This window comes from Burkholderia sp. ZZQ-2 (genome assembly GCF_050768715.1).
Taxonomy (GTDB): Bacteria; Pseudomonadota; Gammaproteobacteria; order Burkholderiales; family Burkholderiaceae; genus Burkholderia; species Burkholderia cepacia.
In genome coordinates, this window is the sequence record NZ_LDVA01000177.1 from 1 (window position 1) to 24,107 (window position 24,107).

General features: G+C 67.7%; 23 protein-coding genes and 1 tRNA gene. 12 read left to right on the forward strand and 12 right to left on the reverse strand.

Annotated elements, in window-relative coordinates; genetic code table 11:
- From ABY44_RS11420 to ABY44_RS11440, 5 genes are all read right to left on the reverse strand, one after another.
- On the reverse strand, positions 1-522 hold a 522-nt coding region (locus ABY44_RS11420), incomplete at its 3' end, for a DUF1176 domain-containing protein (protein WP_431641203.1).
- Between the two features lie 257 nt (positions 523-779).
- Complete coding sequence (locus ABY44_RS11425; protein ID WP_060173054.1) at positions 780-1,592, reverse strand: nucleotidyltransferase domain-containing protein; 813 nt, start codon at positions 1,590-1,592, stop codon at positions 780-782.
- Positions 1,593-1,647: 55 nt separating this feature from the next.
- Positions 1,648-2,871 (reverse strand): RtcB family protein, encoded by a 1,224-nt coding sequence (locus ABY44_RS11430; protein ID WP_060173055.1) that lies wholly within the window; start codon positions 2,869-2,871, stop codon positions 1,648-1,650.
- Positions 2,872-2,933: 62 nt separating this feature from the next.
- Positions 2,934-4,073: a slipin family protein gene (locus ABY44_RS11435; protein ID WP_060173056.1), complete on the reverse strand. Its 1,140-nt coding sequence runs from the start codon at positions 4,071-4,073 to the stop codon at positions 2,934-2,936.
- Positions 4,074-4,331: 258 nt separating this feature from the next.
- Positions 4,332-4,404 (reverse strand) — tRNA-Cys (locus ABY44_RS11440).
- Positions 4,405-4,739: 335 nt separating this feature from the next.
- On the opposite strand from ABY44_RS11440, the gene rtcR reads away from it, so the two are divergent.
- Together rtcR and ABY44_RS11450 are read left to right on the forward strand one after the other, a co-directional pair.
- Positions 4,740-6,359, forward strand: a complete 1,620-nt coding sequence (rtcR, locus tag ABY44_RS11445) for an RNA repair transcriptional activator RtcR (protein WP_060173057.1) — start codon at positions 4,740-4,742, stop codon at positions 6,357-6,359.
- Positions 6,360-6,364: 5 nt separating this feature from the next.
- A complete protein-coding gene (locus ABY44_RS11450; RefSeq protein WP_230948803.1) occupies positions 6,365-6,952 on the forward strand; it encodes an SUKH-3 domain-containing protein in 588 nt (195 codons plus the stop codon).
- Positions 6,953-6,977: 25 nt separating this feature from the next.
- Here the strand turns inward: ABY44_RS11450 and ABY44_RS11455 are convergent, their stop codons facing one another.
- A complete protein-coding gene (locus tag ABY44_RS11455) occupies positions 6,978-7,568 on the reverse strand; it encodes a nuclear transport factor 2 family protein (protein ID WP_060173058.1) in 591 nt (196 codons plus the stop codon).
- A gap of 128 nt (positions 7,569-7,696) precedes the next feature.
- On the opposite strand from ABY44_RS11455, the gene ABY44_RS11460 reads away from it, so the two are divergent.
- A complete protein-coding gene (locus ABY44_RS11460; protein WP_059484198.1) occupies positions 7,697-8,239 on the forward strand; it encodes a MarR family winged helix-turn-helix transcriptional regulator in 543 nt (180 codons plus the stop codon).
- A 40-nt stretch (positions 8,240-8,279) separates the two neighbouring features.
- Here the strand turns inward: ABY44_RS11460 and ABY44_RS11465 are convergent, their stop codons facing one another.
- Positions 8,280-9,491, reverse strand: coding sequence for an IscS subfamily cysteine desulfurase (locus ABY44_RS11465; RefSeq protein WP_060173059.1), 1,212 nt, complete (start codon positions 9,489-9,491; stop codon positions 8,280-8,282).
- A gap of 255 nt (positions 9,492-9,746) precedes the next feature.
- On the opposite strand from ABY44_RS11465, the gene ABY44_RS11470 reads away from it, so the two are divergent.
- The 4 genes from ABY44_RS11470 to ABY44_RS11485 all read left to right on the forward strand — a co-directional run bounded on the left by ABY44_RS11470 (position 9,747) and on the right by ABY44_RS11485 (position 13,006).
- Positions 9,747-10,295 carry a flavin reductase family protein gene (locus tag ABY44_RS11470; protein ID WP_081072743.1) on the forward strand — a complete coding sequence of 183 codons (549 nt, stop codon included), beginning with the start codon at positions 9,747-9,749 and terminating at the stop codon, positions 10,293-10,295.
- A 36-nt stretch (positions 10,296-10,331) separates the two neighbouring features.
- Positions 10,332-11,810, forward strand: a complete 1,479-nt coding sequence (locus tag ABY44_RS11475) for a 4-hydroxyphenylacetate 3-hydroxylase family protein (protein WP_060173060.1) — start codon at positions 10,332-10,334, stop codon at positions 11,808-11,810.
- 48 nt (positions 11,811-11,858) lie between these two features.
- Positions 11,859-12,245 carry a hypothetical protein gene (locus ABY44_RS11480; RefSeq protein WP_060173061.1) on the forward strand — a complete coding sequence of 129 codons (387 nt, stop codon included), beginning with the start codon at positions 11,859-11,861 and terminating at the stop codon, positions 12,243-12,245.
- Positions 12,246-12,316: 71 nt separating this feature from the next.
- Positions 12,317-13,006, forward strand: a complete 690-nt coding sequence (locus ABY44_RS11485; RefSeq protein WP_060173062.1) for a DUF2848 domain-containing protein — start codon at positions 12,317-12,319, stop codon at positions 13,004-13,006.
- A gap of 19 nt (positions 13,007-13,025) precedes the next feature.
- Here the strand turns inward: ABY44_RS11485 and ABY44_RS11490 are convergent, their stop codons facing one another.
- Entirely contained in the window at positions 13,026-13,790 is a 765-nt protein-coding gene (locus tag ABY44_RS11490) for a class I SAM-dependent methyltransferase (RefSeq protein ID WP_060173063.1), read from the reverse strand.
- 13 nt (positions 13,791-13,803) lie between these two features.
- Positions 13,804-14,430, reverse strand: a complete 627-nt coding sequence (locus ABY44_RS11495; RefSeq protein WP_027790929.1) for a LysE family translocator — start codon at positions 14,428-14,430, stop codon at positions 13,804-13,806.
- 184 nt (positions 14,431-14,614) lie between these two features.
- On the opposite strand from ABY44_RS11495, the gene ABY44_RS11500 reads away from it, so the two are divergent.
- The 3 genes from ABY44_RS11500 (at position 14,615) to ABY44_RS11510 (ending at position 17,049) form a co-directional block, all read left to right on the forward strand.
- Positions 14,615-15,415 carry an AraC family transcriptional regulator gene (locus ABY44_RS11500; RefSeq protein WP_027790930.1) on the forward strand — a complete coding sequence of 267 codons (801 nt, stop codon included), beginning with the start codon at positions 14,615-14,617 and terminating at the stop codon, positions 15,413-15,415.
- A 122-nt stretch (positions 15,416-15,537) separates the two neighbouring features.
- On the forward strand, positions 15,538-15,957 hold the full coding sequence (locus tag ABY44_RS11505) for a hypothetical protein (protein WP_060173064.1): 420 nt from the start codon (positions 15,538-15,540) through the stop codon (positions 15,955-15,957).
- Between the two features lie 99 nt (positions 15,958-16,056).
- Positions 16,057-17,049: a LysR family transcriptional regulator gene (locus ABY44_RS11510; protein ID WP_027790932.1), complete on the forward strand. Its 993-nt coding sequence runs from the start codon at positions 16,057-16,059 to the stop codon at positions 17,047-17,049.
- A 265-nt stretch (positions 17,050-17,314) separates the two neighbouring features.
- On the opposite strand, the gene ABY44_RS11515 is transcribed toward ABY44_RS11510, so the two are convergent.
- Complete coding sequence (locus tag ABY44_RS11515; RefSeq protein WP_027790933.1) at positions 17,315-18,247, reverse strand: LysR substrate-binding domain-containing protein; 933 nt, start codon at positions 18,245-18,247, stop codon at positions 17,315-17,317.
- Between the two features lie 108 nt (positions 18,248-18,355).
- On the opposite strand from ABY44_RS11515, the gene ABY44_RS11520 reads away from it, so the two are divergent.
- Together ABY44_RS11520 and ABY44_RS11525 are read left to right on the forward strand one after the other, a co-directional pair.
- Positions 18,356-19,438: a tartrate dehydrogenase gene (locus ABY44_RS11520; protein WP_060173065.1), complete on the forward strand. Its 1,083-nt coding sequence runs from the start codon at positions 18,356-18,358 to the stop codon at positions 19,436-19,438.
- A 217-nt stretch (positions 19,439-19,655) separates the two neighbouring features.
- A complete protein-coding gene (locus tag ABY44_RS11525) occupies positions 19,656-20,966 on the forward strand; it encodes an MFS transporter (RefSeq protein WP_060173066.1) in 1,311 nt (436 codons plus the stop codon).
- A 279-nt stretch (positions 20,967-21,245) separates the two neighbouring features.
- On the opposite strand, the gene argG is transcribed toward ABY44_RS11525, so the two are convergent.
- Both argG and ABY44_RS11535 read right to left on the reverse strand, forming a co-directional pair.
- Positions 21,246-22,580 carry an argininosuccinate synthase gene (gene argG / locus ABY44_RS11530; RefSeq protein ID WP_021157353.1) on the reverse strand — a complete coding sequence of 445 codons (1,335 nt, stop codon included), beginning with the start codon at positions 22,578-22,580 and terminating at the stop codon, positions 21,246-21,248.
- 328 nt (positions 22,581-22,908) lie between these two features.
- Entirely contained in the window at positions 22,909-23,979 is a 1,071-nt protein-coding gene (locus tag ABY44_RS11535) for an FUSC family protein (protein ID WP_060173067.1), read from the reverse strand.
- Positions 23,980-24,107: the final 128 nt, after the last annotated feature.

Sequence of the window (24,107 nt, forward strand, 5' to 3'; positions counted from 1 at the left end):
GCCTTGCGTGTCGTCGATCAGCAGCAGCGCGGCGTTCAACCCCGTCAACGGCGTCCGGGCGGTTTGCGCCGACGCCGGATCGCCGAAGCTCAGCAGTTGCGCGTTGCGCGCCGCGGTGAGCCATGCGGCAACCGTTGCCGGATCGTCGGTGCGGATCCGGAACGGGTGTGCTTCGTCGTCGTCCGGTTTGCCGCCGAACGCATGCCACTGGGCCGCCATCGCATCGAACGGGCGGCCGTCCGCGCGTGCGGTGCGCAGGTCCAGCGGCGCCGACGCATAGAGGGCGAGCGAGGCTTGCGCGTCCGGGCCGGCATCGCGCGTCACGCGCAGGATGAGGCTGGTGCGCGAGTCGTCGATGTCGTCGGCATGGCTTTCGGCAATGCAACGATTGACGTTGTCGCAGACGACCGACCAGTTCTTGAAGTCGCGCTCGACCGGCGGCCGCGTGAGCGGACGGGCCTGGGCAACGATCGGGGAAACGGCGAGGAGGGCGGCGATGGCGAGCGAAAGGCGGTGCGACATGACGGTTCGTATCGACTGTGGATGGGCGGGCGCAAGACGTCGGACTGCAAGCGCATCGTCAGCAAGCGGGGCGGTCGAAGGCAGCGGCGCATGCAGGGGCGCGCTTTGCGGAACGGTTTCGAGTATACCGCCGCAATGGGCGCCGATCGCGGCGGCGGCGCGTCGTGTGCGGGCACGTACGTTGCTGGCCGGCACGGGGCGCACGTGCACGGATGCGCAAATGGCGCGATGCCCGCAGGCATCGCGCCGTTCGCTTTTCATCGTGCGTCGACCACGTCGCGCAGGAACGCGTCGAGCATCGCCACGTCGCCCCACGGCCGCTTGTATTCGCGATCGTGTTCGGCATCGGCGAGCATCGTTTCGACGAGCGCGTGGATCGCCGGCCGGCGCGGCCCGAATTCGCTTTCGTTCGCGCTCATCTTCAGCGCGAGCAGCGCGTCGAGCTCCGCGCGCACCGACGGCTCGTGCACGGTGCCGTCGACGAGCGCCGCGAAACGCATCGGCGGCATTCCGAGCCCCGCGTCGATCCAGCGCACCGCGAGCAGCGGCCGCAGCACGTACAGGTATTTCTTGTAACGCACCGTGTCGCCTTGCAGATAGCCGCGAAAGTTCTTCTTCGCCATCGCGAGGTAGTGATGACGCCCGCGCACCGGCGAGAAGAACGCCGACGCCAGCGACCTGAGCCGCGGCGCCCAGCGCGCGTCTTCGCGATACACGACGGGCGAGTCGAGCCATTCGAGCAGCGTCGGGTTCGAGCGGCGCAGCAGTTGCAGCGCCTTGCGCAGTTCCCAGCCGCTGACGTCCAGCTCGTCGTCGAGCGGCCGCTCGATCACGTCGCGTTGCGCTTCGACGCTCAGGTACCAGTCGCGCCGGTGCACATATACGAAGCGCACGTCGTAGTCGCTGTCCGGCGAGGCGAATCCCCAGCCGCGGCTGCCCGATTCGCACGCGAACAGCACGCTCACGTCGTGGCGGCGCTCGACTTCCGCGAGCTCCGCCATCACGCGCGCCCGCACGGCCGGGTCGACCGGGTGCGCACTGCGCACGGCAGTCAGTTGTTCCGTTTTCATGATTGTCGTTTCTCTCTCGTTGCGCGCGGCCGCCGGCCATCGGCCGCGCACCGCGCTATCCTTTCACGCACACCACCTGGCGCAGCGTATGCACCACTTCGACGAGGCTGCGCTGGGCCGCCATCACCGCGTCGATGTCCTTGTAGGCCATCGGGATTTCGTCGACGACGCCCGAATCCTTCCGGCATTCGACGCCCTGGGTCGCCTTCACCTGGTCGTCGACCGTGAAGCGGCGCTTCGCTTCGGTGCGGCTCATCGTCCGGCCCGCGCCGTGGCTGCACGAGCAGAAGCTTTCCGGGTTGCCGAGCCCGCGCACGATGAAGCTTTTCGCACCCATCGAGCCCGGAATGATCCCGAGCTGCCCCTTCTGCGCGGACACCGCACCCTTGCGCGTCACGAGCACGTCTTCGCCGAAATGGCGTTCGCGCTGCACGTAGTTGTGGTGGCAGTTCACCGCGTGTTCGTCGACCGAGAACGGCTTCGCGATCATGCCGCGCGCCGCGCCGATCACCGCATCCATCATCGCCTGCCGGTTGCGCCGCGCGTAGTCCTGCGCCCAGCCGACCGCCTCGACGTAGTCGTCGAAGTGGCGGCTGCCCTCGGTGAAATACGCGAGGTTGCGATCCGGCAGGTTCGCGATGTGCTGCCGCATGTCGGCCTGCGCGAGTTCGATGAACAGGCTGCCGATCGCATTGCCGACGCCGCGCGAGCCGCTGTGCAGCATGAACCACACGTGGTCCGCTTCGTCGACGCACACTTCGATGAAGTGGTTGCCGGTGCCGAGCGTGCCGAGATGCGCGTAGTGGTTCGTCTTTTCCAGCTTCGGATACTTGTCGACGATCCGCTGGAAGCCCGGTTGCAGCGACTTCCACGATTCGGTCACGGCGGCCGGCGTGCGGTCGCCCCACGCGCCCGGATCACGGCGGCCCGGCGCGCGGCCGTGCGGCACCGCGCGTTCGATCGCACTGCGCAGGCCCGCGAGCGAGTCCGGCAGGTCGGACGCCGTCAGCGTCGTGCGCGCGGCCATCATCCCGCAGCCGATGTCGACGCCGACCGCGGCCGGAATGATCGCGCCCTTCGTCGGGATCACGCTGCCGATCGTCGAGCCCTTGCCGAGGTGGACGTCCGGCATCACCGCGACGTGGCTGAAGATGAACGGCATCTGCGCGGTGTTGCGCAGCTGCGCGCGCGCTTCGTCCTCGACGGCGACGCCTTGCGTCCACATCTTCACCGGCTTGCCGTTCGCCAGTTCCATCACCTGGTAATCCATTGCACTCATTTGCTTCACCCGATTCCTTCATTCATGCGGCGCGGCACACTTGCGCCGCGCCGTTGCGCCCGTCAGGCGCCCTTGATGCTGACGAGTCCGTTCAGCACCTGGTCGAGACCGCCGAACACCGAGATGCGGTCGATCCGTTCCGCGACGCGCTCGAGCGTTTCCAGCTCCTTGAGCCGCAGCGCGGTCGGGTTTTCTTCCATCACCTTCGCGGTGTTCAGCAGCGAACGCGTGGCCGCCGTTTCCTCGCGGCGGCGAATCACGTTCGCCTGCGCGGACTTCTCCGCCTCGACCACCTGCGCGAGGATCGTCTTCATGTCGCCCGGCAGCACGATATCCTTCACGCCGACGCTGCGCACGTCCACGCCCGAGTTGCCCAGGCGTGCACGCACCTGCGTGATCACGACGTCGTCGATCGACTGCTTGTCTTCCAGCAGTTCGTCGAGCGAGCGTGTGCCGACGGCCGAACGCAGGGCGAACTGCAGCTCGCGATACAGGTGCTCGACCGGCTTTTGCAGCTGGCCGAACGCATGCAGCACGTCCGCATAACACCACGTCGCCGACAGGTTCAACCGCAGCGCGACCTTGTCGCGCGTCAGGATTTCCTGTCCGCCGACTTCGAGCGCCTGCACGCGCAGGTCGACGAGTTCGACCGCGATGTCGCGGTTGAAGCGCCAGAACGCCGAGACGCCCGCGTCCAGCAGCCGCTCGATCTTGCCGTCGATCTTCAGCACGCCGACGTGGTACGCCGGCACCTGCGCCAGCAGTACACCCGCCAGGCCCGCCACGCCGCGCGCCCGCAGCGCCGGTTGCGCGATGCGCTTCACGAGCGCGGCCGGCAGCATGCTGTCCTGCGCGAGATCGACGCGCTCGAGACGGTGCGCGGTCAGGCCGCGCCAGTACAGCCGGCGCGTGCCCGGCACCAGGATCTCGACGAGCACGTCGTCTTCGTAGCGCAGGCCGGCTTCGTCGTCGGCGAGATCCATCGCGACGAAGTGCCGGGCGAGCACGTCCTGTGCGTCGTGACGCAGGTAATCGGCCAGTGCCGCGTCGGCGAGCGGCGCGTCGAGACGCGCGGTCTGCACCGACAGGCGCTTGAACGGATCGAAGGCCTTGAACACGCCCGGTTCGAGCACCTTCACGAAATCGCCCTCGTTCATCAGCAGCGCGCGTTCGTTCTTTTTCACTACATGTCGCATCCACATATTCTTGTCCTTTTCTTCGATGACCGCCGGGTGACGCGCATCGTGCGGATCGCGGGGCGACGCAACCGGGCGGGCGGCGCGCAGGCCCGGCGCCGAAGTGCGCGGCGACGCATCCTGCTTCGCGTCGTCGTGCGCCTTCGCGCGGGCCGTGCGGCCGTCCGGCCGATCGCGCGGAACCGCAACCGGTCCGACGCGCGGCGGGCCTTGCGGCCCGCACCGGCGGGTACTGCTTTCATTACAAGGCTGTCCTTGCGGACAGCGTTCGAGCGGGATTCGAACCCGCTACACACCGGCTTGCGCCGGCTGCTCTACCCGAATGAGCTACCGAACGGAGGGCGCCCCGGGATTCGAACCCGGGCGAAGTTCCAGTACGCGCCCGTTTGCCTTCGTCTGCCCATGGCGGCATGCGCGACCGCGACGAACCAGGTTCGGCGGCGGCGCACCAGCAGGGCTTTGTGAACCCTGGCTCGCGGGCCAGCGGGACATCCGGCGCTTTCTATTTAGCGAGGAGCGTGCCAGCGGGCGGCGCAATGCACGAAATAAATCTCAAGTCATTGAAATGGAAGGGGAAATTATTTGTCGTGACGGGCGGCGCATGAAAATCCGGCCACGGCTCGATCCGAATATTCGATACAATCCGATCGTCTCTTATCTTGTGGGATAAACATGCGCAAGACCGTCGCGATCGGTTTTCTCGGTACCGTGCTCGACCAGGGTGGCGGCTCGCAGCGTCGCTGGCGCAACTGGCGGCCGACGATTTCGCTGTGCGAGCAGCGCGACATGCCGGTCGACCGGCTCGAACTGCTGCACGCGCCGAGCTACGCGCGTCTCGCGAACCGCGTGAAGCAGGACCTGGAGCGCGTGTCGCCGCACACCGACGTGCGGCTCGTTCCGATGGAGATTCGCGATCCGTGGGATTTCGAGGAGGTCTACGCGACGCTGCACGATTTCGCGCGCGCCTACCCGTTCGATCTCGACCGCGAGGACTACCTGATCCACATCACCACCGGCACGCACGTCGCGCAGATCTGCTGGTTCCTGCTGGCGGAGGCGCGTTACCTGCCGGCGCGTCTCGCCCAGACGGCACCGCCGCAGAAGACCGACGAGGGGCCGAGCGGGCCCGGCACGATGTCGGTGATCGATCTCGACCTGTCGCGCTACAACCGGATCGCGCAGCGCTTCACGCGCGAGCGCGACGAGACGGTGTCGTTCCTGAAGGCGGGCATCGCGACGCGCAACGCGCGCTTCAATGCGCTGATCGAGCAACTGGAGCGCGTGGCCGTGCGTTCGCGCGCGCCGATGCTGCTGGTCGGGCCGACGGGCGCCGGCAAGTCGTTTCTCGCGAAGCGCGTGTACGAGCTGAAGCGCGGCCGCCATCGGCTCGCGGGGCCGTTCATCGAGATCAACTGCGCGACGCTGCGCGGCGACGCGGCGATGTCGACGCTGTTCGGCCACGTGAAGGGCGCGTTCACGGGCGCGCAGTCGGCGCGGGCCGGGCTGCTGCGCGCGGCGGACGGCGGCCTGCTGTTTCTCGACGAGATCGGCGAACTCGGGCTCGACGAACAGGCGATGCTGCTGAAGGCGATCGAGGAGAAGCGTTTCCTGCCGGTCGGCGCTGACGTCGAGGCGACCAGCGATTTCGAACTGATCGCGGGCACGCACCGCGACCTGCGGCAGATGGTGGCGGCCGGCACCTTCCGCGAGGATCTCTATGCGCGGATCAACCTGTGGACGTACGAACTGCCGGGGCTGGCCGAGCGCCGCGAGGACATCGAGCCGAACCTCGAATTCGAACTCGACCGGTTCGGCCGCGAGCAGGGCGAGCAGGTGCGTTTCAATGTCGAGGCGAAGCGGCGCTACCTCGCGTTCGCCGCGTCGCCGCGTGCGGCGTGGGCCGGCAACTTCCGCGAGCTGTCAGCGTCGGTCACGCGGATGGCGACGCTGGCCGACGCGGGACGGATTACCGAAGCGCTTGCCGAACAGGAAGTCGAACGGCTGACGCGCACGTGGTCGCAGCCGGGCGGCGCGGGATCGTCCGAGGCATGCGTCGACGCGGTGTTCGGCGCGCGCGCGGCGGAACTCGACCTGTTCGACCGTGCGCAGCTCGAACGCGTGCTCGACGTGTGCCGCGTGTCGGCAAGCCTGTCGGAAGCGGGGCGCACGCTGTTCGCGGTGTCGCGGCAGAGCAAGAAGCAGCCGAACGATGCGGACAGGTTGCGCAAGTATCTCGCGCGGTTCGGGCTGGATTGGGAGGGGGTGAGGGGCGCGCTCGATGCGTCGAGGTGACGGGCATGCGCGATGCATTCCCTGCGTCGCGCATGGCGGATAGCGCGTGCGGTATCGTGCACGCAAACGTCGGGAGGGTGGTGGTGGTCGTGATTCCTTCGTCGGTCAAAGCGCTGTTTGCAGATTCGGGGTGGCGTGGCGATTCCGGTTGCCGTGTGTCATCCGGCGACGGCGAGCATCCGGGAGATGCAATCCTGCGCGAATTCGGCGGGCTGATCGTGGGCGCCTCTGCCAGCGGGCAAACCTGCGCGCGAATGGGGCTCGTCTTTCATGCGCTGGCGCGCAAGGATCACCAGATCGACGCGTGGGAACAGGCGCTCGGGACGACGATGATCGGCTTCGCCGAAGACGATCTCGGGTACGCCGAGTTTTATGTCGATGCGCAGGGCCGAGTGTTCTCGACCAATTGCGTGGTCGACGGTGTGTATCTGTGCGGATTCACGTTCGGCGAAGCGGTCGAGCGGACGCTGCTCGGGCGCGTCTCGATTCCGCTGTTGCTCGACCGCCGTGCAACGATTGCCCATTACGGCGAGGTTCTGACGATCGACGATCCGCGTGTGATGACGGTCCGTCAGCTCCTTGCCCGCGCGTGATGCGGCGACGCGCTTCGGCCGTGTTTCAACCGGCCGCCGCAGCCGCCGCTTCGTGAAACGGCGCCAGGAATGCCCATTCCGGCTGCGCGGCCGCGACATCCGCCAGCCCGCGCGCGAACGCGTGCGCCGGCAGCCACGGATACCCGAACGCCGCATGCAGCGCGTCGAGTTTCGTCGACTTCGGATCGTCGATCGTATCCATGCGCGCGATGTGAATGTGCAGCGCGGCGATCCGCGCACCGCCTTCGCTGTCGGGTGTGAACTGCCAGCGGTACGTGCCGTGCCCGATCCGCAACGCGCCCTTGTCCTTCTGCCGCATTACGACGAGCCACGACATCCTGCTGACGCCGTGTGGGTCGACTTCGGGTTCCGTGCAAACGTAATAGGTCCGGCACCGCTCGAACCGCTCGCCGAATTCCTCGACCAGGGTGCGTGCGATCGCGGCCGCGCCCGTCACGCGCGGCGGAAAATCGATGTCGTCGTTCGCGAGCGAAAAGCTCAGCTCGGCATCGGCCGCGAAGCAGTCGGCGATCAGCGCGGGCCGGTTCAGGTCCTTTGCGCGCAGATAGCATTCGAGCAGCGCGCGAACCGACGCGGGATGAAGCGGGAAGGGCATGGACGAGCCTCCTGTAGCGGGAAATGGGGCCACGCGCACCGGCCGGACCTGGCCAGGGGCGTATGTGCCTTTGCCGTATAATTTCGTTTCAAAGCTAAATTCGCATGACCGTACGGAGCGTCGAAGTCATGGCCAAGCAGCAAGAGGAGTCCGTTCTGACCATCACCAACCCGGCCTGCCTGATCGACGGCACGGACACGGAATTTCGCCACCTGATCAACGGGCTGCTGCCGTTTGCGGCCCGCCTGCTGTCGGTACGCGACGGCTTCGGCTCGCTGGTCGGCCTCACCGGCATCCAGTATTCGCTGCTCGTATCGGTTTCGCATCTTTCGCACGACGACGTCGTGACCGTCAACCGCCTCGCCGATCACCTGCACCTGAGCGGCGCATTCGTCACGATCGAGACGGGCAAGCTGAAGAAGCTCGGCCTGATCGACAAGCGCCCGGACCCCGACGACAAGCGCAAGATGCGTCTCACGGTCACGCCGGCCGGCTCGAAGCTGCTGAAGGCGCTCACCGATACGCAGCAGCGCATCAACAACGTGCTGTTCGAGGGCGTGACGAAGACCGAATTCAAGGCGCTCTGCTCGGTAATCGACCGCCTCGTCACCAACGGCGACCGCGCGACGCTCGATCTCGCGCACCTGATCGCGCGCCAGGAAAAAGGCTGACGCGTACGCGCCGCCAGCCCGCCTGACGCTTCGACCGCATTCAGTGCGCGGCCCACTCGATCGTATTCAGGTCGACCCCTTCGAGATGCATGTCCCACAGCGGGCTCAGCGCGCGCAGCTTGCCGACCGTGTCGCGCACCTGCGCAATCACGCTGTCCACTTCGGCTTCGGTCGTGAAGCGGCCGAGCGTGAAGCGGATCGAGCTGTGCGCGAGCTCGTCGCTGCGGCCCAGCGCGCGCAGCACGTACGACGGCTCCAGCGATGCCGACGTGCACGCGGAGCCTGACGATACCGCGACACCCTTGATCCCCATGATCAGCGATTCGCCTTCGACGAAGTTGAAGCTGACGTTCAGGTTGTGCGGAATCCGGCGGGCGAGATCGCCGTTCACGTAAACCTCGTCGAGCGTCGACAGGCCGGCCAGCAACCGGTCGCGCAATGCGCCGACCCGGCGGCTTTCCTCCGCCATCTCTTCCTTCGCGAGCCGGAACGCCTCGCCCATCCCGACGATCTGGTGGGTGGGCAGCGTGCCCGAGCGCATCCCGCGCTCATGGCCGCCGCCGTGCATCTGCGCTTCGATCCGCACGCGCGGCTTGCGGCGCACGTACAGCGCGCCGATCCCCTTCGGGCCGTAGACCTTGTGCGCGGTCACCGTCAGCAGGTCGACGTTCAACGCATTCACGTCGATCGGGATCTTGCCGGCCGCCTGCACGGCGTCGCAGTGGAACACGATGCCGTGCGCGCGGCACAGCGCGCCGATCTCCGTCACCGGCTGGATCACGCCCGTTTCATTGTTCGCGAGCATCACCGACACCAGGATCGTGTCGGCGCGCAGCGCCTGCCGCACCGTGTCGAGATCGAGCAGGCCGTCTTCCCGCACGTCGAGGTACGTGACGTCGAAGCCCTGGCGTTCGAGCTCGCGGCACGTATCGAGCACGGCCTTGTGCTCGGTCTTCACCGTGACGAGATGCCTGCCCTTGCCCTGGTAGAAGTGCGCGGCGCCCTTGATCGCGAGGTTGTTGCCCTCGGTCGCGCCGGAGGTCCACACGATTTCGCGCGGATCGGCGCCGAGCAGCGCGGCGACGTGGGCGCGCGCCTCCTCGACCGCCTGCTCGGCATCCCAGCCGTAGCTGTGGCTGCGTGAAGCCGGGTTGCCGAACTGCTCGTGCAGGAACGGCACCATTTTGTCGACCACGCGCGGATCGACGGGCGTCGTCGCGCTGTAGTCCATATAGATCGGACGGGATTGCATCGATGCGGCTCCGGAAAGCGGTGTCTCCCGCGGTGCGCGAAAGCACCGCGGAACAGGGTAGCCGCAGTGTACGTGGACATTCTCGGGCGCCGCGCAACACCCATCCCGCCAGTAGGGTTGTCTTTCAAACAAAGCTTTCTAGGTCAGGGTTTACGACAACTTGAACCCGCCTTTGTGTTTACATTTAATAAAAGCTAAATAACAAAGCTAAGTAACGATGCTTTGTTGGGCCGGATTCCGCAGCGGAATCCGGCGATGCAACCCAAGGAGGACGAGATGAGCGAGAACCATGCCGGAACCGGTGCGGGTGCCGACGCGCAGCGGCGCTTTCGCACCGCGCTGTCGATGTTCGCGACGGGCGTTGCGGTGATTACCGCCCCGCGCAAGGAGGGGGCGCCAATCGGTATCACGGTCGCGTCGTTCAATTCGGTGTCGCTGGACCCGCCGCTGATCCTGTTTTCGGTCGACCGTCGGAGCCTGAGCCTCGGCGACCTGGCCGGCGCGGGCGGCTATGCGGTCAACGTGCTCGACGAGACGCAACAGCACCTGTCGAACTGCTTCGCGAAAGCGAACGGCGACAAGTGGGGCTGGCGTACCGGCGCGGCCGATGACGACGGCGCGGTGCTGCTGCCCGACGCGCTCGCGACGTTCGAATGCGAGCCCTACGCGCAGTACGACGGCGGCGATCACGTGATCTTCGTCGGCCGCGTGACGCGGCACCGCGCGCGCTCCGAAGGGCGCCCGCTGATCTTCTTCGGCGGCCGCTATCGCACGCTCGACGGCATGCACGCGCCGTCTGCCTGAATGCAATCCACGTTTCATTCCACCCACGAGGACATCATGATCAAGAACGGAACCCAGCACATCGCGTCGCTGCGCGACGGGCGGCAGGTCTACCTGAACGGCCAGCCGGTCGGCGACGTGACCGCGCATGCGGCATTCCGCAATTCGATCCGCAGCTACGCGAGCCTGTACGACTACCAGGCGCGCGACGAGAACGTCGAGAAGATGACGTTCGTGTCGCCCGACTCGGGCAACCGCGTCAGCCGGATCTGGCAACTGCCGACCTCCTACGACGAACTCGTCGAACGCCGTGCCGCGCTGGAAGCGTGGTCGGAACTGCATTACGGCTTCATGGGCCGCTCGCCGGATCACGTCGCGTCCTGTCTTGCCGGCATGGTGATGGGCGCCGACGTGTTCGAGCAATACGATCCGGCTCGGGCGGGCGCGCTGCGCGACTACTACCGCTACGCACGCGACAACGACCTGTTCCTGACCTACGTGATCGTGAATCCGCAGGCGAACCAGTCGAAGGCCGCGCACGAGCAGGAGGACAAGTACCTCGCGGTCGGCATCGTCGATCAGGATGCCGAAGGCATCACGGTGCGCGGCGCGAAGATGCTCGCGACGAGCGGAATCATGGCGAACGAGGTGTTCTGCAGTTGCATCCAGCCGCTGCGCGAGGGCGACGAGATGTATGCGCTGTCGTTCGCGGTGCCGATGAACGCGAAGGGGATGAAGATCCTGTCGCGCAAGTCGTACGAGGAGAACGCGACATCGGTGTTCGACAACCCGCTGTCGAGCCGCTTCGACGAGAACGACGCGGTGCTGTATTTCGACGACGTGAAGGTGCCGTGGGAACGGATCTTCGTTGCCGGCAACACGGCGATGTGCGCGAAGCAGTTCCACGCGACGCCCGCGCACGTGTACCAGAACTACCAATGCCAGGTGCGCCTGATGACGAAGCTGCGCTTCCTCGTCGGGCTCGGCCTGAAGATCTCCGAGGTCAACGGCACGAATGCGTTCCCGCAGGTGCGCGAAACGCTGGGCCAGCTCGCGGCCGAAGCGTCGATGGTCGAGGCGTGGGTCTACGGGATGGAAGCGAAGGGCACCGTCGTCAACGGCTTCTACGTGCCCGATCGCAACATGCTGTACGGCTCGCAGGTCGTCACGCAGCAGCTCTATTCGAAGGTGCTCAACACGCTGCGCGAGCTCGCCGGCGGCGGAATGATCATGCTGCCGTCCAGCGTGCGCGATTTCGAGAACCCCGACCTGCTGCGCATCATCGAGAAGACGCAGAAGTCGCCGGTGTGCTCGTCCGAGGAGCGCGTGAAGTTCTTCAAGCTCGCGTGGGATGCGGTCGGCTCCGAATTCGCGTCGCGCCACAACCAGTACGAACTGTTCTACGCCGGCGCGTCGTTCGTCACGAAGGGGCACGCGTATCGCACGTACGACTGGCAGCGCGCGTCGCATCTCGTCGATTCGATGCTCGGCAGCTATTCGCTGAACCAGGAACTGTCGACGCCGCGCGCCGCCTGACGCGCCGCATCGCGTTCGACTCATCCGCTATCGCCACAGGAGAGACAGATGGCCATCAACAAGCTTCACGACGAATTCCATACGCTGGACATGCAGCGCGACTGGCAACTGCCGGAAGGCTATGACCCGGCATCCGGCGCGCAGGAACTGATCCTGTCCGGCGCGCTCGACACCGAGCGGAAGCGCGGCAGCCGCACGCGCTTGCTGCGCCTGCCGGCCGGGCTGCATACGAAGAAGCCGTTCGTGCACGACTACTGGGAAGAGGTGTTTCTCGTCGAAGGCGATCTGACCGTCGGCAACGACGAACACGGCAACGGCGGCACGCCGTTCAAGGGCTACACGTATGCGGTGCGCCCGCCCGGCGCATGGCACGGCCCGTTCAAGTCGAACGGCGGCTGCGTGCTGCTGGAGATGCACTACTACGACCCGGCCTGAGCCCGGCCATTCACGACACATCGCGGGCGGCGCCGCATCGCGCGTGCGCTGCCCGCTACGAGGAGCATTCGATGAAAACCATCACGTTTGCGATCGACGGTCGCGACGGCCGCACCGAGCGCGCGATCGCGATCGACACGCTCGTGATCGCGGGCTGGACCGGCCGCGACACGGTCGCCATGGAGAACCACATCCGCGAGCTGGAGGAACTGGGCGTCAAGCCCCCGGCGACGACGCCCGTGTTCTACCGCGTCGCGGCCGACCGCCTCGATCCGTCGCCCGCAATCCAGGTGTCGGGCGGGCAGAGCAGCGGCGAAGCGGAATTCGTGCTGGTGCGCGACGGCGGCGAGACGTTCGTCGGCATCGCGTCCGATCACACCGACCGCGAGGTCGAGACGTATGGGATCACGGTGTCGAAGCAGATGTGCGGCAAGCCGTGCGCGAACACGCTGTGGAAGCTCGACGACGTGGCCGGGCACTGGGATCAGCTCGTGCTGCGCGCCTACGCGACGATCGACGGCGAGCGCGTGCTGTACCAGGAAGGCAAGGTGAGCACGATGCGCGCACCGGACGACCTGCTAGCTCAGTTCGCGCGCCACGACGGCCGCTTCGTCGACGGCACCGCGATGCTGTGCGGCACGCTGGCGGCGATCGGCGGCATCCGGCCGGCCGAGCGGTTCGAGGTCGAGCTGGCCGACCCGGTGCTGGGCCGCACGCTGCGGCATGTGTATGCGGTGGACACGCTGCCGGTGGCGGGCTGACGCGGTCGGGAACGCGCACTCACGCGCGGCAGATCGCGATGATCTCCGCGCTGGTCGCAGCGTCGAACGGCGCGTGCTGCCAGTCGCCGTACCACTCGGCCGACGAGAATCCGGCCGCGATCACGCGCTCCCGCAAGTCGGGTTGAGTGATGAAGCGCAGCCGGCTCGTGTTCATCAGCACCGTGTCGTCGCGGCGGAAGCGGTAGTGCGTGTCGAACGTGACGATCGCGCCGTCCACGGAGCGCACCGCATGATGCAGGTCGACGATGCCCGATTCGCGCGATTCGACGCTGCGTGCCGAATTTGCCGGCGTCCATGCACGCCACGGCGCGATGCGCGGATTGCGGGTCTCGAACAGGAAGCGGCCGCCGTCGGCGAGCACGTACCGCGCACCGCGCAGCGTCGTATCGATTTCCGCGTCGGTCAGCAGGCACTGGAACGCATGCCCGGTCATCACGACCGCATCGAACGGCGGCGCGTCGGGCGGCAGGCCGTCGAGCCCGCACGCAAGCCAGTGGACCGCGTCGGCGCCCGGCTGGCGTCGGGCGTATTCGATCATCGCCGGCGCGGGATCGATCGCCACGACGTCGTGCCCGGCTGCCGCGAGCCGGCGCGCGAACGTGCCGGTGCCGCAGCCGAGGTCGAGGATGCGGCGGCGTGCGGCGCCGATCACGGACGCGTAGAACGCGAAATCCCGATCGCCCGCGTTGAACAGGTCGTAGACCGCGACGAGGCGCGGGTCGGTGTAGAGCGCTTCGCCGGCGGGCGTGGCGGCGGACGTCATGCGGCCGTGCGTGTCAGCGCTGCTGCACGGCCACGCGCAGCCCGAGCGCGATGAAGATCGAGCCGATGATCTTCCCCTGCCAGCGCGTGAGCCACGTGAGCCGCTTCACGATTCGGCCGAGCGGACGGATCGAGCAGGCGATCAGCGTCGTGTAGAGCGAGCTGAGCACGACGAAGATCAGCCCGAGCACCGCGAACTGCACGAACGTCGAGCCGCGTTCCGGATGCACGAATTGCGGCATGAACGCGAGGAAGAACAGCGCGGTCTTCGGATTCAGCACCTCGGCGGGAATCGCCTGCAGGTACGCCTTGAGCGGGGTGACGGGCGATACGCTCGGCAGCGACGGATCGGACGGCTTCTCCAGCAGCGCGCGCACGCCGAGATAGATCAGGTACGCGGCGCCGATCACCTTCACGACATTGAACGCGAGCGCCGACGTCATCAGCAGCGCCGACAGGCCGACGGCCGCGAACAGCGTATGCACGAAGTCGCCGCTGGCGACGCCGAGGCCGGTCAGGATGCCGGTCTTGCGGCCGCCCTGCACGGTGCGGCTCAGCACGAGCAGCACGGCGGGGCCGGGAATCAGGAACAGGCCCAGGACGACGGCCGTGAAGGTGGTCAGCGTGGTCAGGTCGAACATGACGGCTCCGGCAGGTGGGTGCGGCGGCGGCGAGGGATCGGGGCATTGTATTCGCATCGGCAGGCGGCTGCAGACGCCGCACGGGCATCCGTCCGGGCGGCAGGGCCGCGCCGGCGCCTTTCTGGTATAAGCACGAAAGGGCGCGCGGGCAGGGCGTCCGGCTTCCTCCATCGTCCACCGTTTCATGCGCCAGCTTCCTCCGACCACCGATCCCGCAGCGGATGACGAAGTCTTCCACGTGCCGCGTCCGCTCGTCGTGTTCGGCGGTTCGGTCGTCGAGCCTGAATGGCGGCTCGAACGGCACAGCCATCCGCAGGCGCAGTTGCTCTACACGTTGAGCGGCGTCATCTATTGCGAGATCGATGGCGGCGTGTGGAGCGCGCCGCCGCAATGCACGGTATGGATTCCGGGCGACGTTCCGCACGCGGCGCGCGGCTCGGCCGGCGCGACGTTCTACGCGGTGCTGGTCGAACCGGATGCCGCCCTCGACCTTCCCGCGCGCTGCTGCACGCTGTCGGTGTCGCCGCTACTGCGCGAACTGCTGCTGAAGGCGGCGAGCTTTCCGAACCTGTACGACGTCGACGGGCCGCAGGGGCGGCTGATGGCGACGCTGCTCGACGAACTCGTCGCCGCACCGGTCGAGGACCTGTACCTCCCGATGCCCGCCGATCGCCGGCTGCGCAAGCTGATCGACCATCTGCTCGCCGATCCGGCCGACAAGTCGCCGCTGGCCGAGCTCGCGCGGCGCGCGGGCATCAGCGAGCGCAGCCTGACGCGGCTCGCGGCGAAGGAGCTCGGGATGAGCCTCGGCGACTGGCGCCGGCGGCTGCACGTCGCGCTGTCGCTGCGGATGCTGACGACCGGCCGCCGCGTGCACCAGATCGCGATCGAGCTCGGCTACGAGAGCGCGAGCAGCTTCGTGACGATGTTCCGCAAGGCGACCGGCAAGTCGCCGACGCAATTCCTGACCGACCGGCAACGCTGAACCGCGCGATTCGCGCCATTCGGGCGCGATTGGCCGGATCGGGCAAGCGGTTGGCCGGGACGATAAATGACGCCGCGGGCCTCGATCCATAAAATGAGAATCGTTCTCATCTGGAGGCCGACATGCACATCACCACGACCGAATTCCCGTTTGTCTGGTTGCGTTACACCGGTTCGACGCACACCGACCCCGCCCGCCTGATCGCCGAACTCGACGCATTGCTCGCGCGTCGCGAACCGTTCGTTCTTCTGACCGACGATGCGCCGTCCGGCAATGAACGCGGCGCCGACGATCACGAGTTGCGCAAGCAGCTCGCGAAGTGGAGCAAGGCCAACCGCGCGCAGTCGCACGAATGGATCCCAGCGATGATCGCGATCGAGCCCGACGCCGCGCGGCGCGCGGCGCTCGACGCGTTCTCGGGCGCGTTCGAGAAGGTCTGGGGTTATCCGCTGAACGCGGCCGCCACCCGCGACGACGCACTCGCGCTGGCGCAACGGCTGCTCGACGACCCGGCGCGCGGCGCCGCGGCGGCGAACGGCTGAACCGTCTGCCGCGCCGGCGGCGCGGCGTTCCTCGATACGCATGCACGGCGGGCGCGCAAGCGTGCGCCGCGGCATGCGGCAAACATGCAGGGGTGTCCGGTGGACAATCCGATCCGCGCGATGCGCATCTTCACGCGCATCGTCGAAATGAACAGCTTTACGCGCGCGGCGCAGGCGCTCGGCATTTCGCGCGCCACCGCGACGCGGACCGTGCAGGAGCTCGAAACGGCGCTCGGCATGCCGTTGCTGGTGCGTACGACGCGCGCGCTGCGGGCGACGCCCGAAGGCGACGCGTATTACCGGCGCTGCGTGCGCATCACGGCCGACGTCGACGAGCTCGAGGCCAGCATTCGCGGCGCCGCGCTGCACCCGAGCGGGCCGCTGCGCGTCGAGTTGCCGGCGGCGGTCGCGGACGCGATCGTGCTGCCCGCGCTCGGCGAGTTCCATGCACGGCATCCCGATCTGGCGCTGACGCTGGGCGTATCCGGGCGCCCGGCCGATCGCATCGGCGACGCGATCGACTGCAGCGTCCAGCTTGGCGAACTGCCCGATTCGTCGCTCGTTGCGCGCCGGCTCGGCACGCTCGAGCGCGTGACATGCGCGAGCCCCGCGTATCTCGACCGCCACGGCGCACCGCGCACGCTCGACGATCTGGCCGTGCATCGTGCGGTCGGCACGTCGTCGGTTCCGGGGCAGCGTACGGCCGAACTCGATTTCCTCGTCGATGGCGCGGTGCGCAAGGTGCGGCTCGACGGGATCGTCAGTGTGGAGGACGAGCAGGCGTACCTGGCGTGCGGCGTGCATGGCCTCGGGCTGATCCAGCCGCCGCGCGTCGCCGCGCAGCCGCTGATCGACGCGGGGCGGTTGCGGGAAGTGCTGCCGCGCTGGCGGCCGGGTGCGATCGCGGTGTCGGCCGTGTACGTGAAGCGCCCGCATGTGTCGCCCGGCGTGCGCGCGTTCGTCGACTGGATCGTCGAGCGGTTTGAACGGGATCGGGAGGGCGTGGCCGTCGCGGGGGCCATGGCGCGACAGCTGGTGCCGGAAGTCGTCGAGATGAACGATCGCGAGGGGAGTCAGGTGGCAGTGGCGTGAACGAGGAGCGCTGAACGAAGGGCGGTCAATCGTTCGCCAGGCAAAATGCGGCGGCCATGTGCGCCTGCTCGGGGGCTGGTGCATCGAGATGCAAATATTCTGGCGATCGTGCGCCGTGTTTCGCCAGAATATTTGCCTTTTGATGCCGAGCCTGGCGAGACAAGCCCGTGTGCATGCGGAGCGAACCGTGGCCACGTGCGGGGCGATTCGGCCGTCGAGCGTCGTCGGTGCCGCACGCATATGGCGACGGCGGCTTGATCCGGCCTTACGGTTTTTCCTGCACCGTCCTCAACCGCCCCAGCTCCTCCGCCAGAAAATCCACGAACGCCCGAATCCGCGCGGACATCTGGTGACGCTGCGCATACACCGCATAAATGTCGGCGCCCGGCGTTTCGTGATCGGGCAGCACGACGACCAGGCGCCCGTCGGCGAGGTAGTCGCGCAGATCCCATTCCGCGCGCATCAGGATCCCGTGCCCGTCGAGCGCCCACTTCACGGCGATCTCGCCGTCGTTCGTCGTCAGGTTGCCGTTGATCCGCACGGCTTCCGTATAACGCGCCGTGCCGCGCCCGCTCGTCAGGCGCCAGACGCCGTAACCCTCGTCCCCCTGGCGGATGCCGATGCAGTTGTGCCGCGTCAGGTCGTGCGGCGTGCCCGGGGTGCCGTGCCGCGCGAGATACGCGGGCGCCGCGCACAGCAGCCGGCGGTTCGGTGCGAGCCGCCGCGCGACGACGCGCGAATCGGGCGGCTCGCCGAAGCGGATGCACACGTCGAACGCGTCGTCGGTGAGCGGCGGCGGCATCACCGACAACTGCAGTTGCACCGACACTTCCGGATACCGCGCGACGAAGCGTGAAATCGCCGGGCCGACGTGGCTGCGGCCGAAACCGAGCGTCGCATTCACGCGCAGCAACCCCTTCGGGCGCTGCTTCGCGCTGCCGAGCAACTCGCCGAGTTCGTCCATCTGGTCGAGGATCCGGCGCGCGTAGTCGAGATACACGTCGCCTTCCGGCGTCAGCATCATCCGCCGCGTCGTGCGGTTCACCAGCGTGACGCCCGCGCGCCGTTCCATCTGCGTGAGCCGCTTGCTGACGGCCGCCGCGGTCAGCCCGAGTTCGCGGGCGGCCGCGCTGAGGCTGCCGGAGGCGGCGAGCGTCGAGAAGAAGCCGAGATCGGCCGGCTGGACGGTATCCGCCATGACGGGATTCATGAATTCAAGTTAAAGATGCTTTGAGTCTAGCACCGGTTCCTGCACTCCTGGTTCGGTAAAGTGCCTCCACGCTGATGATCAACCGAGGATGTGCGCATGAAGACCTACCGTATCGCAACGATTCCCGGCGACGGGATCGGCAAGGAAGTGGTGCCGGCCGGCAAGCAGGTGCTGGAGGCGCTGGCCCGCGGCAGCGACCGCTTCGCGTTCGAGTTCGAGGATTTCGACTGGGGCGCCGATTACTACCGCGAGCACGGCGCGATGATGCCGGCCGACGGCCTCGACGCGCTGCGCGGCAAGGACGCGATCCTGTTCGGCTCGGCGGGTGACCCCGACGTGCCCGATCACGTGACGCTGTGGGGGCTGCGCCTGAAGATCTGCCAGGGCTTCGACCAGTATGCGAACGTGCGACCGACGCGCATCCTGCCCGGTATCGACGCGCCGCTGAAGCGCTGCGGGCCCGGCGACCTGAACTGGGTGATCGTCCGCGAGAACTCCGAGGGCGAATATGCGGGCGTCGGCGGCCGCGTGCACCAGGGCCATCCGATCGAGGCCGCGACCGACGTGTCGATCCTCACGCGCGCCGGCGTCGAACGCATCATGCGCTTCGCGTTCCGGCTCGCGCAGTCGCGTCCGCGCAAGCTGCTGACCGTGATCACGAAGAGCAACGCGCAGCGGCACGCGATGGTGATGTGGGACGAGATCGCGAAGCAGGTCGCGCAGGAGTTCCCCGACGTGACGTGGGACAAGGAGCTTGTCGACGCGGCGACCGCGCGCATGGTCAACCGGCCGGCGTCGCTCGACACGATCGTCGCGACCAACCTGCACGCGGACATCCTCAGCGATCTCGCGGCCGCGCTCGCCGGCAGCCTCGGCATCGCGCCGACCGGCAACATCGATCCCGAGCGCCGATATCCGTCGATGTTCGAGCCGATCCATGGCTCCGCGTTCGACATCATGGGCAAGGGGCTCGCGAATCCGGTCGGCACGTTCTGGTCGGTCGTGATGCTGCTCGACCACCTCGGCGAAGCGGAGGCCGCCGCAAGCGTGATGCGGGCGATCGAGGCGGTGACGTCCGACCCGTCGCTGCACACGCGCGATCTCGGCGGCAGCGCGACGACCGCGCAGGTGACGGCGGCTGTCTGCGAGCGTGTCGCGAACGCAGCGATCGCCGCCTGATGACACGGGCGGCGATGGGCGGGCGGGCCGCGACGTAGCGGCGGCGCGCGTGCGCAACCGGTCACCGGCTGTCGCCCGTTCATCGTCTCCCCGTTTTCCTGCCCGCGACTCGCGCATCCGACGCGAGCCGGGCGCCCGGGCGCCCCGGCGCCCGTTTCGCGGCGGCGCCGGCGAGCATTCATGGCAGAGCACGGCTCGACCTCGAAGGAGGAGACACATGCAAGCGGATCTGGAAACCCGCGTCGCGCGGAAACTGATGTGGCGCATCATTCCGTTCGTGATGCTGCTTTATTTCGTCAGCTTTCTCGATCGCGTCAACGTCGGCTTTGCCGCGATGACGATGAACAAGGCGATCGGCCTGTCGCCGACCGCGTTCGGGTTCGGCGGCGGCCTGTTCTTCATCGGCTACTTCCTGTTCGAAGTGCCGTCCAACCTGATTCTGCATCGCGTCGGCGCGCGCATCTGGATCGCACGCGTGATGATCACGTGGGGGATCGTGTCGGCCGTGTCCGCATTCGCGGCCGGGCCGACGAGCTTCTACGTGCTGCGCTTCCTGCTAGGCATGGCCGAGGCGGGATTCTTCCCCGGCATCATCCTGTACCTGAGCCTGTGGTTTCCCGCGAAGCAGCGCGCGGTGGCCGCCGCGTGGTTCATGGCGGCCGCGCCGATCTCGACCGCGATCGGTTCGCCGCTGTCGGGCGCGATCATGCAGATGCCGCCGATGTTCGGGCTCGCCGACTGGCAGATGCTGTACATCGTCGAAGCGCTGCCGGCGGTCGTGCTCGGCTTCGTCGTGCTCAGGTGCCTGACCGATTCGCCGTCGAAGGCCGCATGGCTGCGGGCGGACGAGCGCGACTGGCTGGTCGCGAAGCTGAAAGCCGAAGCCGATGCGCGCCACACGCATGCCGGGCATACCGCGGGCGCGTGGCAGGCGCTGCGCGATCCGCGCGTGCTGGCGCTTGCGCTGATCTATTTCGGCACGTCGGCGGGGCTGTACACGCTCGGCCTGTGGGCGCCGTTGATGGTCAAGCAGTTCGGCTTCACCGCGCTGCAGACGGGCCTGCTCACCGGCATCCCGAGCATCGCCGCGGTCGTCGCGATGATCGCCTGGGCGCGGCATTCGGATCGCGGCGGCGAGCGCACCTGGCACGTCGTGATTCCGTGCGTGCTCGCGTGCATCGGCTTCGTGTTTGCGGGGCAGGCGGGCACCGCGCTGCTCACCGTGCTCGCGCTGGTCGTCGTCAACATCGGGATCAGTGCCGCGAAGGCGCCGCTGTGGGCGATGCCGAGCGCGTTCCTGTCAGGTGCCGGCGCGGCGGCCGGCATCGCGATGATCAACTCGATCGGCAACCTCGGCGGGTTCGTCGGGCCGTTCGCGATCGGCTGGCTGAAGCACGTGACGGGCGGCTATGCCGCAGGGCTCTACGTGGTGGCGGGCACGCTCGCGGTGTCGGCGGTCGTCACGCTGATGCTGAGCCGCAAGGGTGCGAGGGAAGCGGCCGTGCCGAGCGTGCGGCATCACTCGTAGGCGCGGCCGGTGCGCCGGGACGCCGGGCCGCCGGGCCGGCGCGTATCGCGAGCACGCCCGGCTTCATGCATCGAGATGACTCGCAGCTTGCCATGACTGGCGCGGCGGTGCCGTGCCGCCGGTGCGCTACGCGGCGTGATGCAATTGCGGAAGGGGAAGCGGAAAGGCGGGGGAGAGGGAGGGAGCGGCAGGCTGCGTGCGTGAAGAAGAGGATCAATCCGCGCAGCCTGCCTGACCGTGCCGCATCCAGCGATGCGGCACGGCGTCGAGCGAGGCGACTTACTTGTCGTCGCCCTTGATCTGCGGCAGCGCCGATGCTTCGCCCGGCGTCAGCAGCCCGACTTGCGAATACACGCGCAGCTTGTCGCGCGTATCGGTGATGTCGAGGTTGCGCATCGTCAGCTGGCCGATCCGGTCGCGCGGCGAGAACGTCGATGCCACCTTCTCCATCGACAGGCGTTCCGGCTGGTACGTGAGGTTCGGCGACTTCGTGCTCAGGATCGAGTAGTCGTTGCCGCGGCGCAGTTCGATCTTCACTTCGCCGGTGATCGCGCGCGCGACCCAGCGCTGGGCCGTTTCACGCAGCATGATCGCCTGCGGGTCGAACCAGCGGCCCTGGTACAGCAGGCGGCCGAGACGGCGGCCGTTCTCGCGATACTGCTCGATCGTGTCTTCGTTGTGGATGCCGGTGACGAGACGCTCGTACGCGATGTACAGCAGCGCGAGGCCCGGGGCTTCGTAGATGCCGCGGCTCTTCGCCTCGATGATCCGGTTTTCGATCTGGTCGCTCATGCCGAGGCCGTGACGGCCGCCGATGCGGTTCGCTTCCAGCAGCAGCTCGACCGGGTCGGTGAACTCGACGCCGTTCAGCGCGACCGGCTGGCCGGCTTCGAAGCGCACCGTCACTTCTTCCGCGGCGATCTTCACGTCGTCGCGCCAGAACGCGACGCCCATGATCGGGTTCACGATCTTGATGCCGCTCTCGAGGCTTTCGAGATCCTTCGCTTCGTGCGTCGCGCCGAGCAGGTTCGAATCGGTCGAGTAGGCCTTCTCGGCCGACATCTTGTACGCGAAGCCGGCCTGGTTCATGAATTCGGACATTTCGGCACGGCCGCCGAGCTCGTCGATGAACGTCTGGTCGAGCCACGGCTTGTAGATCTTCAGATCCGGGTTCACGAGCAGGCCGTAGCGGTAGAAGCGCTCGATGTCGTTGCCCTTGTACGTGCTGCCGTCGCCCCAGATGTTGACGCCGTCTTCCTTCATCGCGGCGACGAGCATCGTGCCCGTCACGGCGCGGCCGATCGGCGTGGTGTTGAAGTACGTGACGCCGGCCGTCGTGATGTGGAACGCGCCGCTTTGCAGCGCCGCGATGCCTTCTGCGACGAGCTGCGCGCGGCAGTCGATCAGGCGGGCGCCGGCTGCGCCGTATTCGATCGCGCGTTTCGGGATCGCGTCGTAATCGTCTTCGTCGGGCTGGCCGAGGTTCGCCGTGTATGCGTACGGGACGGCGCCCTTGAGTTTCATCCAGTGCAGTGCTGCGCTGGTGTCCAGGCCGCCGGAGAAGGCGATACCGACCTTCTGGCCGGTCGGGAGGCTTTCGAGAATCGTGCTCATAGGAATTACCGTGGATTGAAGCCGGTGGGATCGTATTTCGCGGAATATGCGAGTATCGGCTGTCCGGGAGGTTGGGGCAAGGGTTGATTTTCGTCCGGAACCGTCGCCGGGCCTGTCGCGGCGGGCCTGACGGGCGGTTAACCGGGTGGAGAACGCCGCCCGGGGCGGCGCGAAATCACGGCAAATCAGGCGCCGATGAGCCCGGACGCCGGCCGTGTTTCCGGGGCCGGATCGGCCGAATGGTGGGGCTGCAGCGGTCAGGATGCCGGTGCGCCGATCCGAAAGGAATATGAAAGGTGTTGGCGTGAAGCCCGGATGCCCGCGAGCGTCAGATATTCCACGACTGCGCGGTGTCGAGCAGCTTCTCGCGCAACTGGTCGACTTCCACGGCCAGCTTGGCCGTGATCGACACGTAGCCCGACAGCTGCGGCGGCGGTGCGCCGTGCGGTGGGTCGGCCGGCCGGCGGCGCGGCGCGAGCCGGCTCGGCGTGCCGAACTTGAGCGCGCGGCTCGCGCCGACCAGCGTATCGCGGATGCGCCGGTTCACGGCCTTCATGTCGACGCGCATGTATTCGCGGGCCGCGACGTCGTCGCGGGCCGGCACCGCGCTCGACAGGATCTCCAGATAGCCGATGCACAGGCGCAGGCTGCGCTGGATCGCCTCGAGCTGCGTCATCGACGTCTCGCATTCCTTCGACACCGACGGCATCAGCGAACGCAGCTGCACGAGCAGCGCGCTCAGCGCGGCCATTTCCTTCAGGTGCGCGTCGTCGCTCACCTGGCGGTCGCCCGCGAGCCGCGCATGCACGGCCGCGCACGCGCGCAGCGCGTCGGCGAGCTTGTAGCGCCACGAGTAGGTCGCATAGAGCGGCAGCGCGAACGAGAACGCCAGCGCGATCGCGATGCCGATCAGCACGTTCACCGCGCGCCACAGGCCGTCGACGATCTCGTTGTCGCCGTGCCCGGCGACGATCACCATCGTGATCGCCGACAGCAGCGCGATATAGCCGGCCTTGCCGATCGCGTGATACGCGCAGATGCCGCACGCGAGCGCCATCAGCAGGTAGATCGCGATCGGTGCGTGCGCGGCGGAATACAGCAGGATCAGCCCGAGCCCCGCGAGCGCGCCGATCGACGTGCCGAGCGCGCGCTCGGCTGCCTTCTTGCGGATGTTGCCGTGATGCTGCAGCCCGCCGACGACGATCAGCACGGTAATCGTCGACCATTCGCCGTGCGGCACGTTCAGGCCGGTGGACAGCGCGATCGACACGAGAATCGCGAGCGCGACGCGCGCCGCATGGATCAGCTTCGCGTGCCGGTAGCGGCGGTACGGGTCGAGCAGCGGGCGGAGCGCGTTGCGCAGGAGCGGCGGCAGCCGGGCAGGGAACGGGGTGGTCATGACGGAGCTGGAGTGGCCGGAACGCGCATCGCGGCCTGCGCGGGCCGGCGCCGCGCCGCATGCGCAGCAGACGTAACGCTAGCCGAACGCGGCGGGGCTGTCCACGGCGCGGTCGTCCGGCGGGGCCG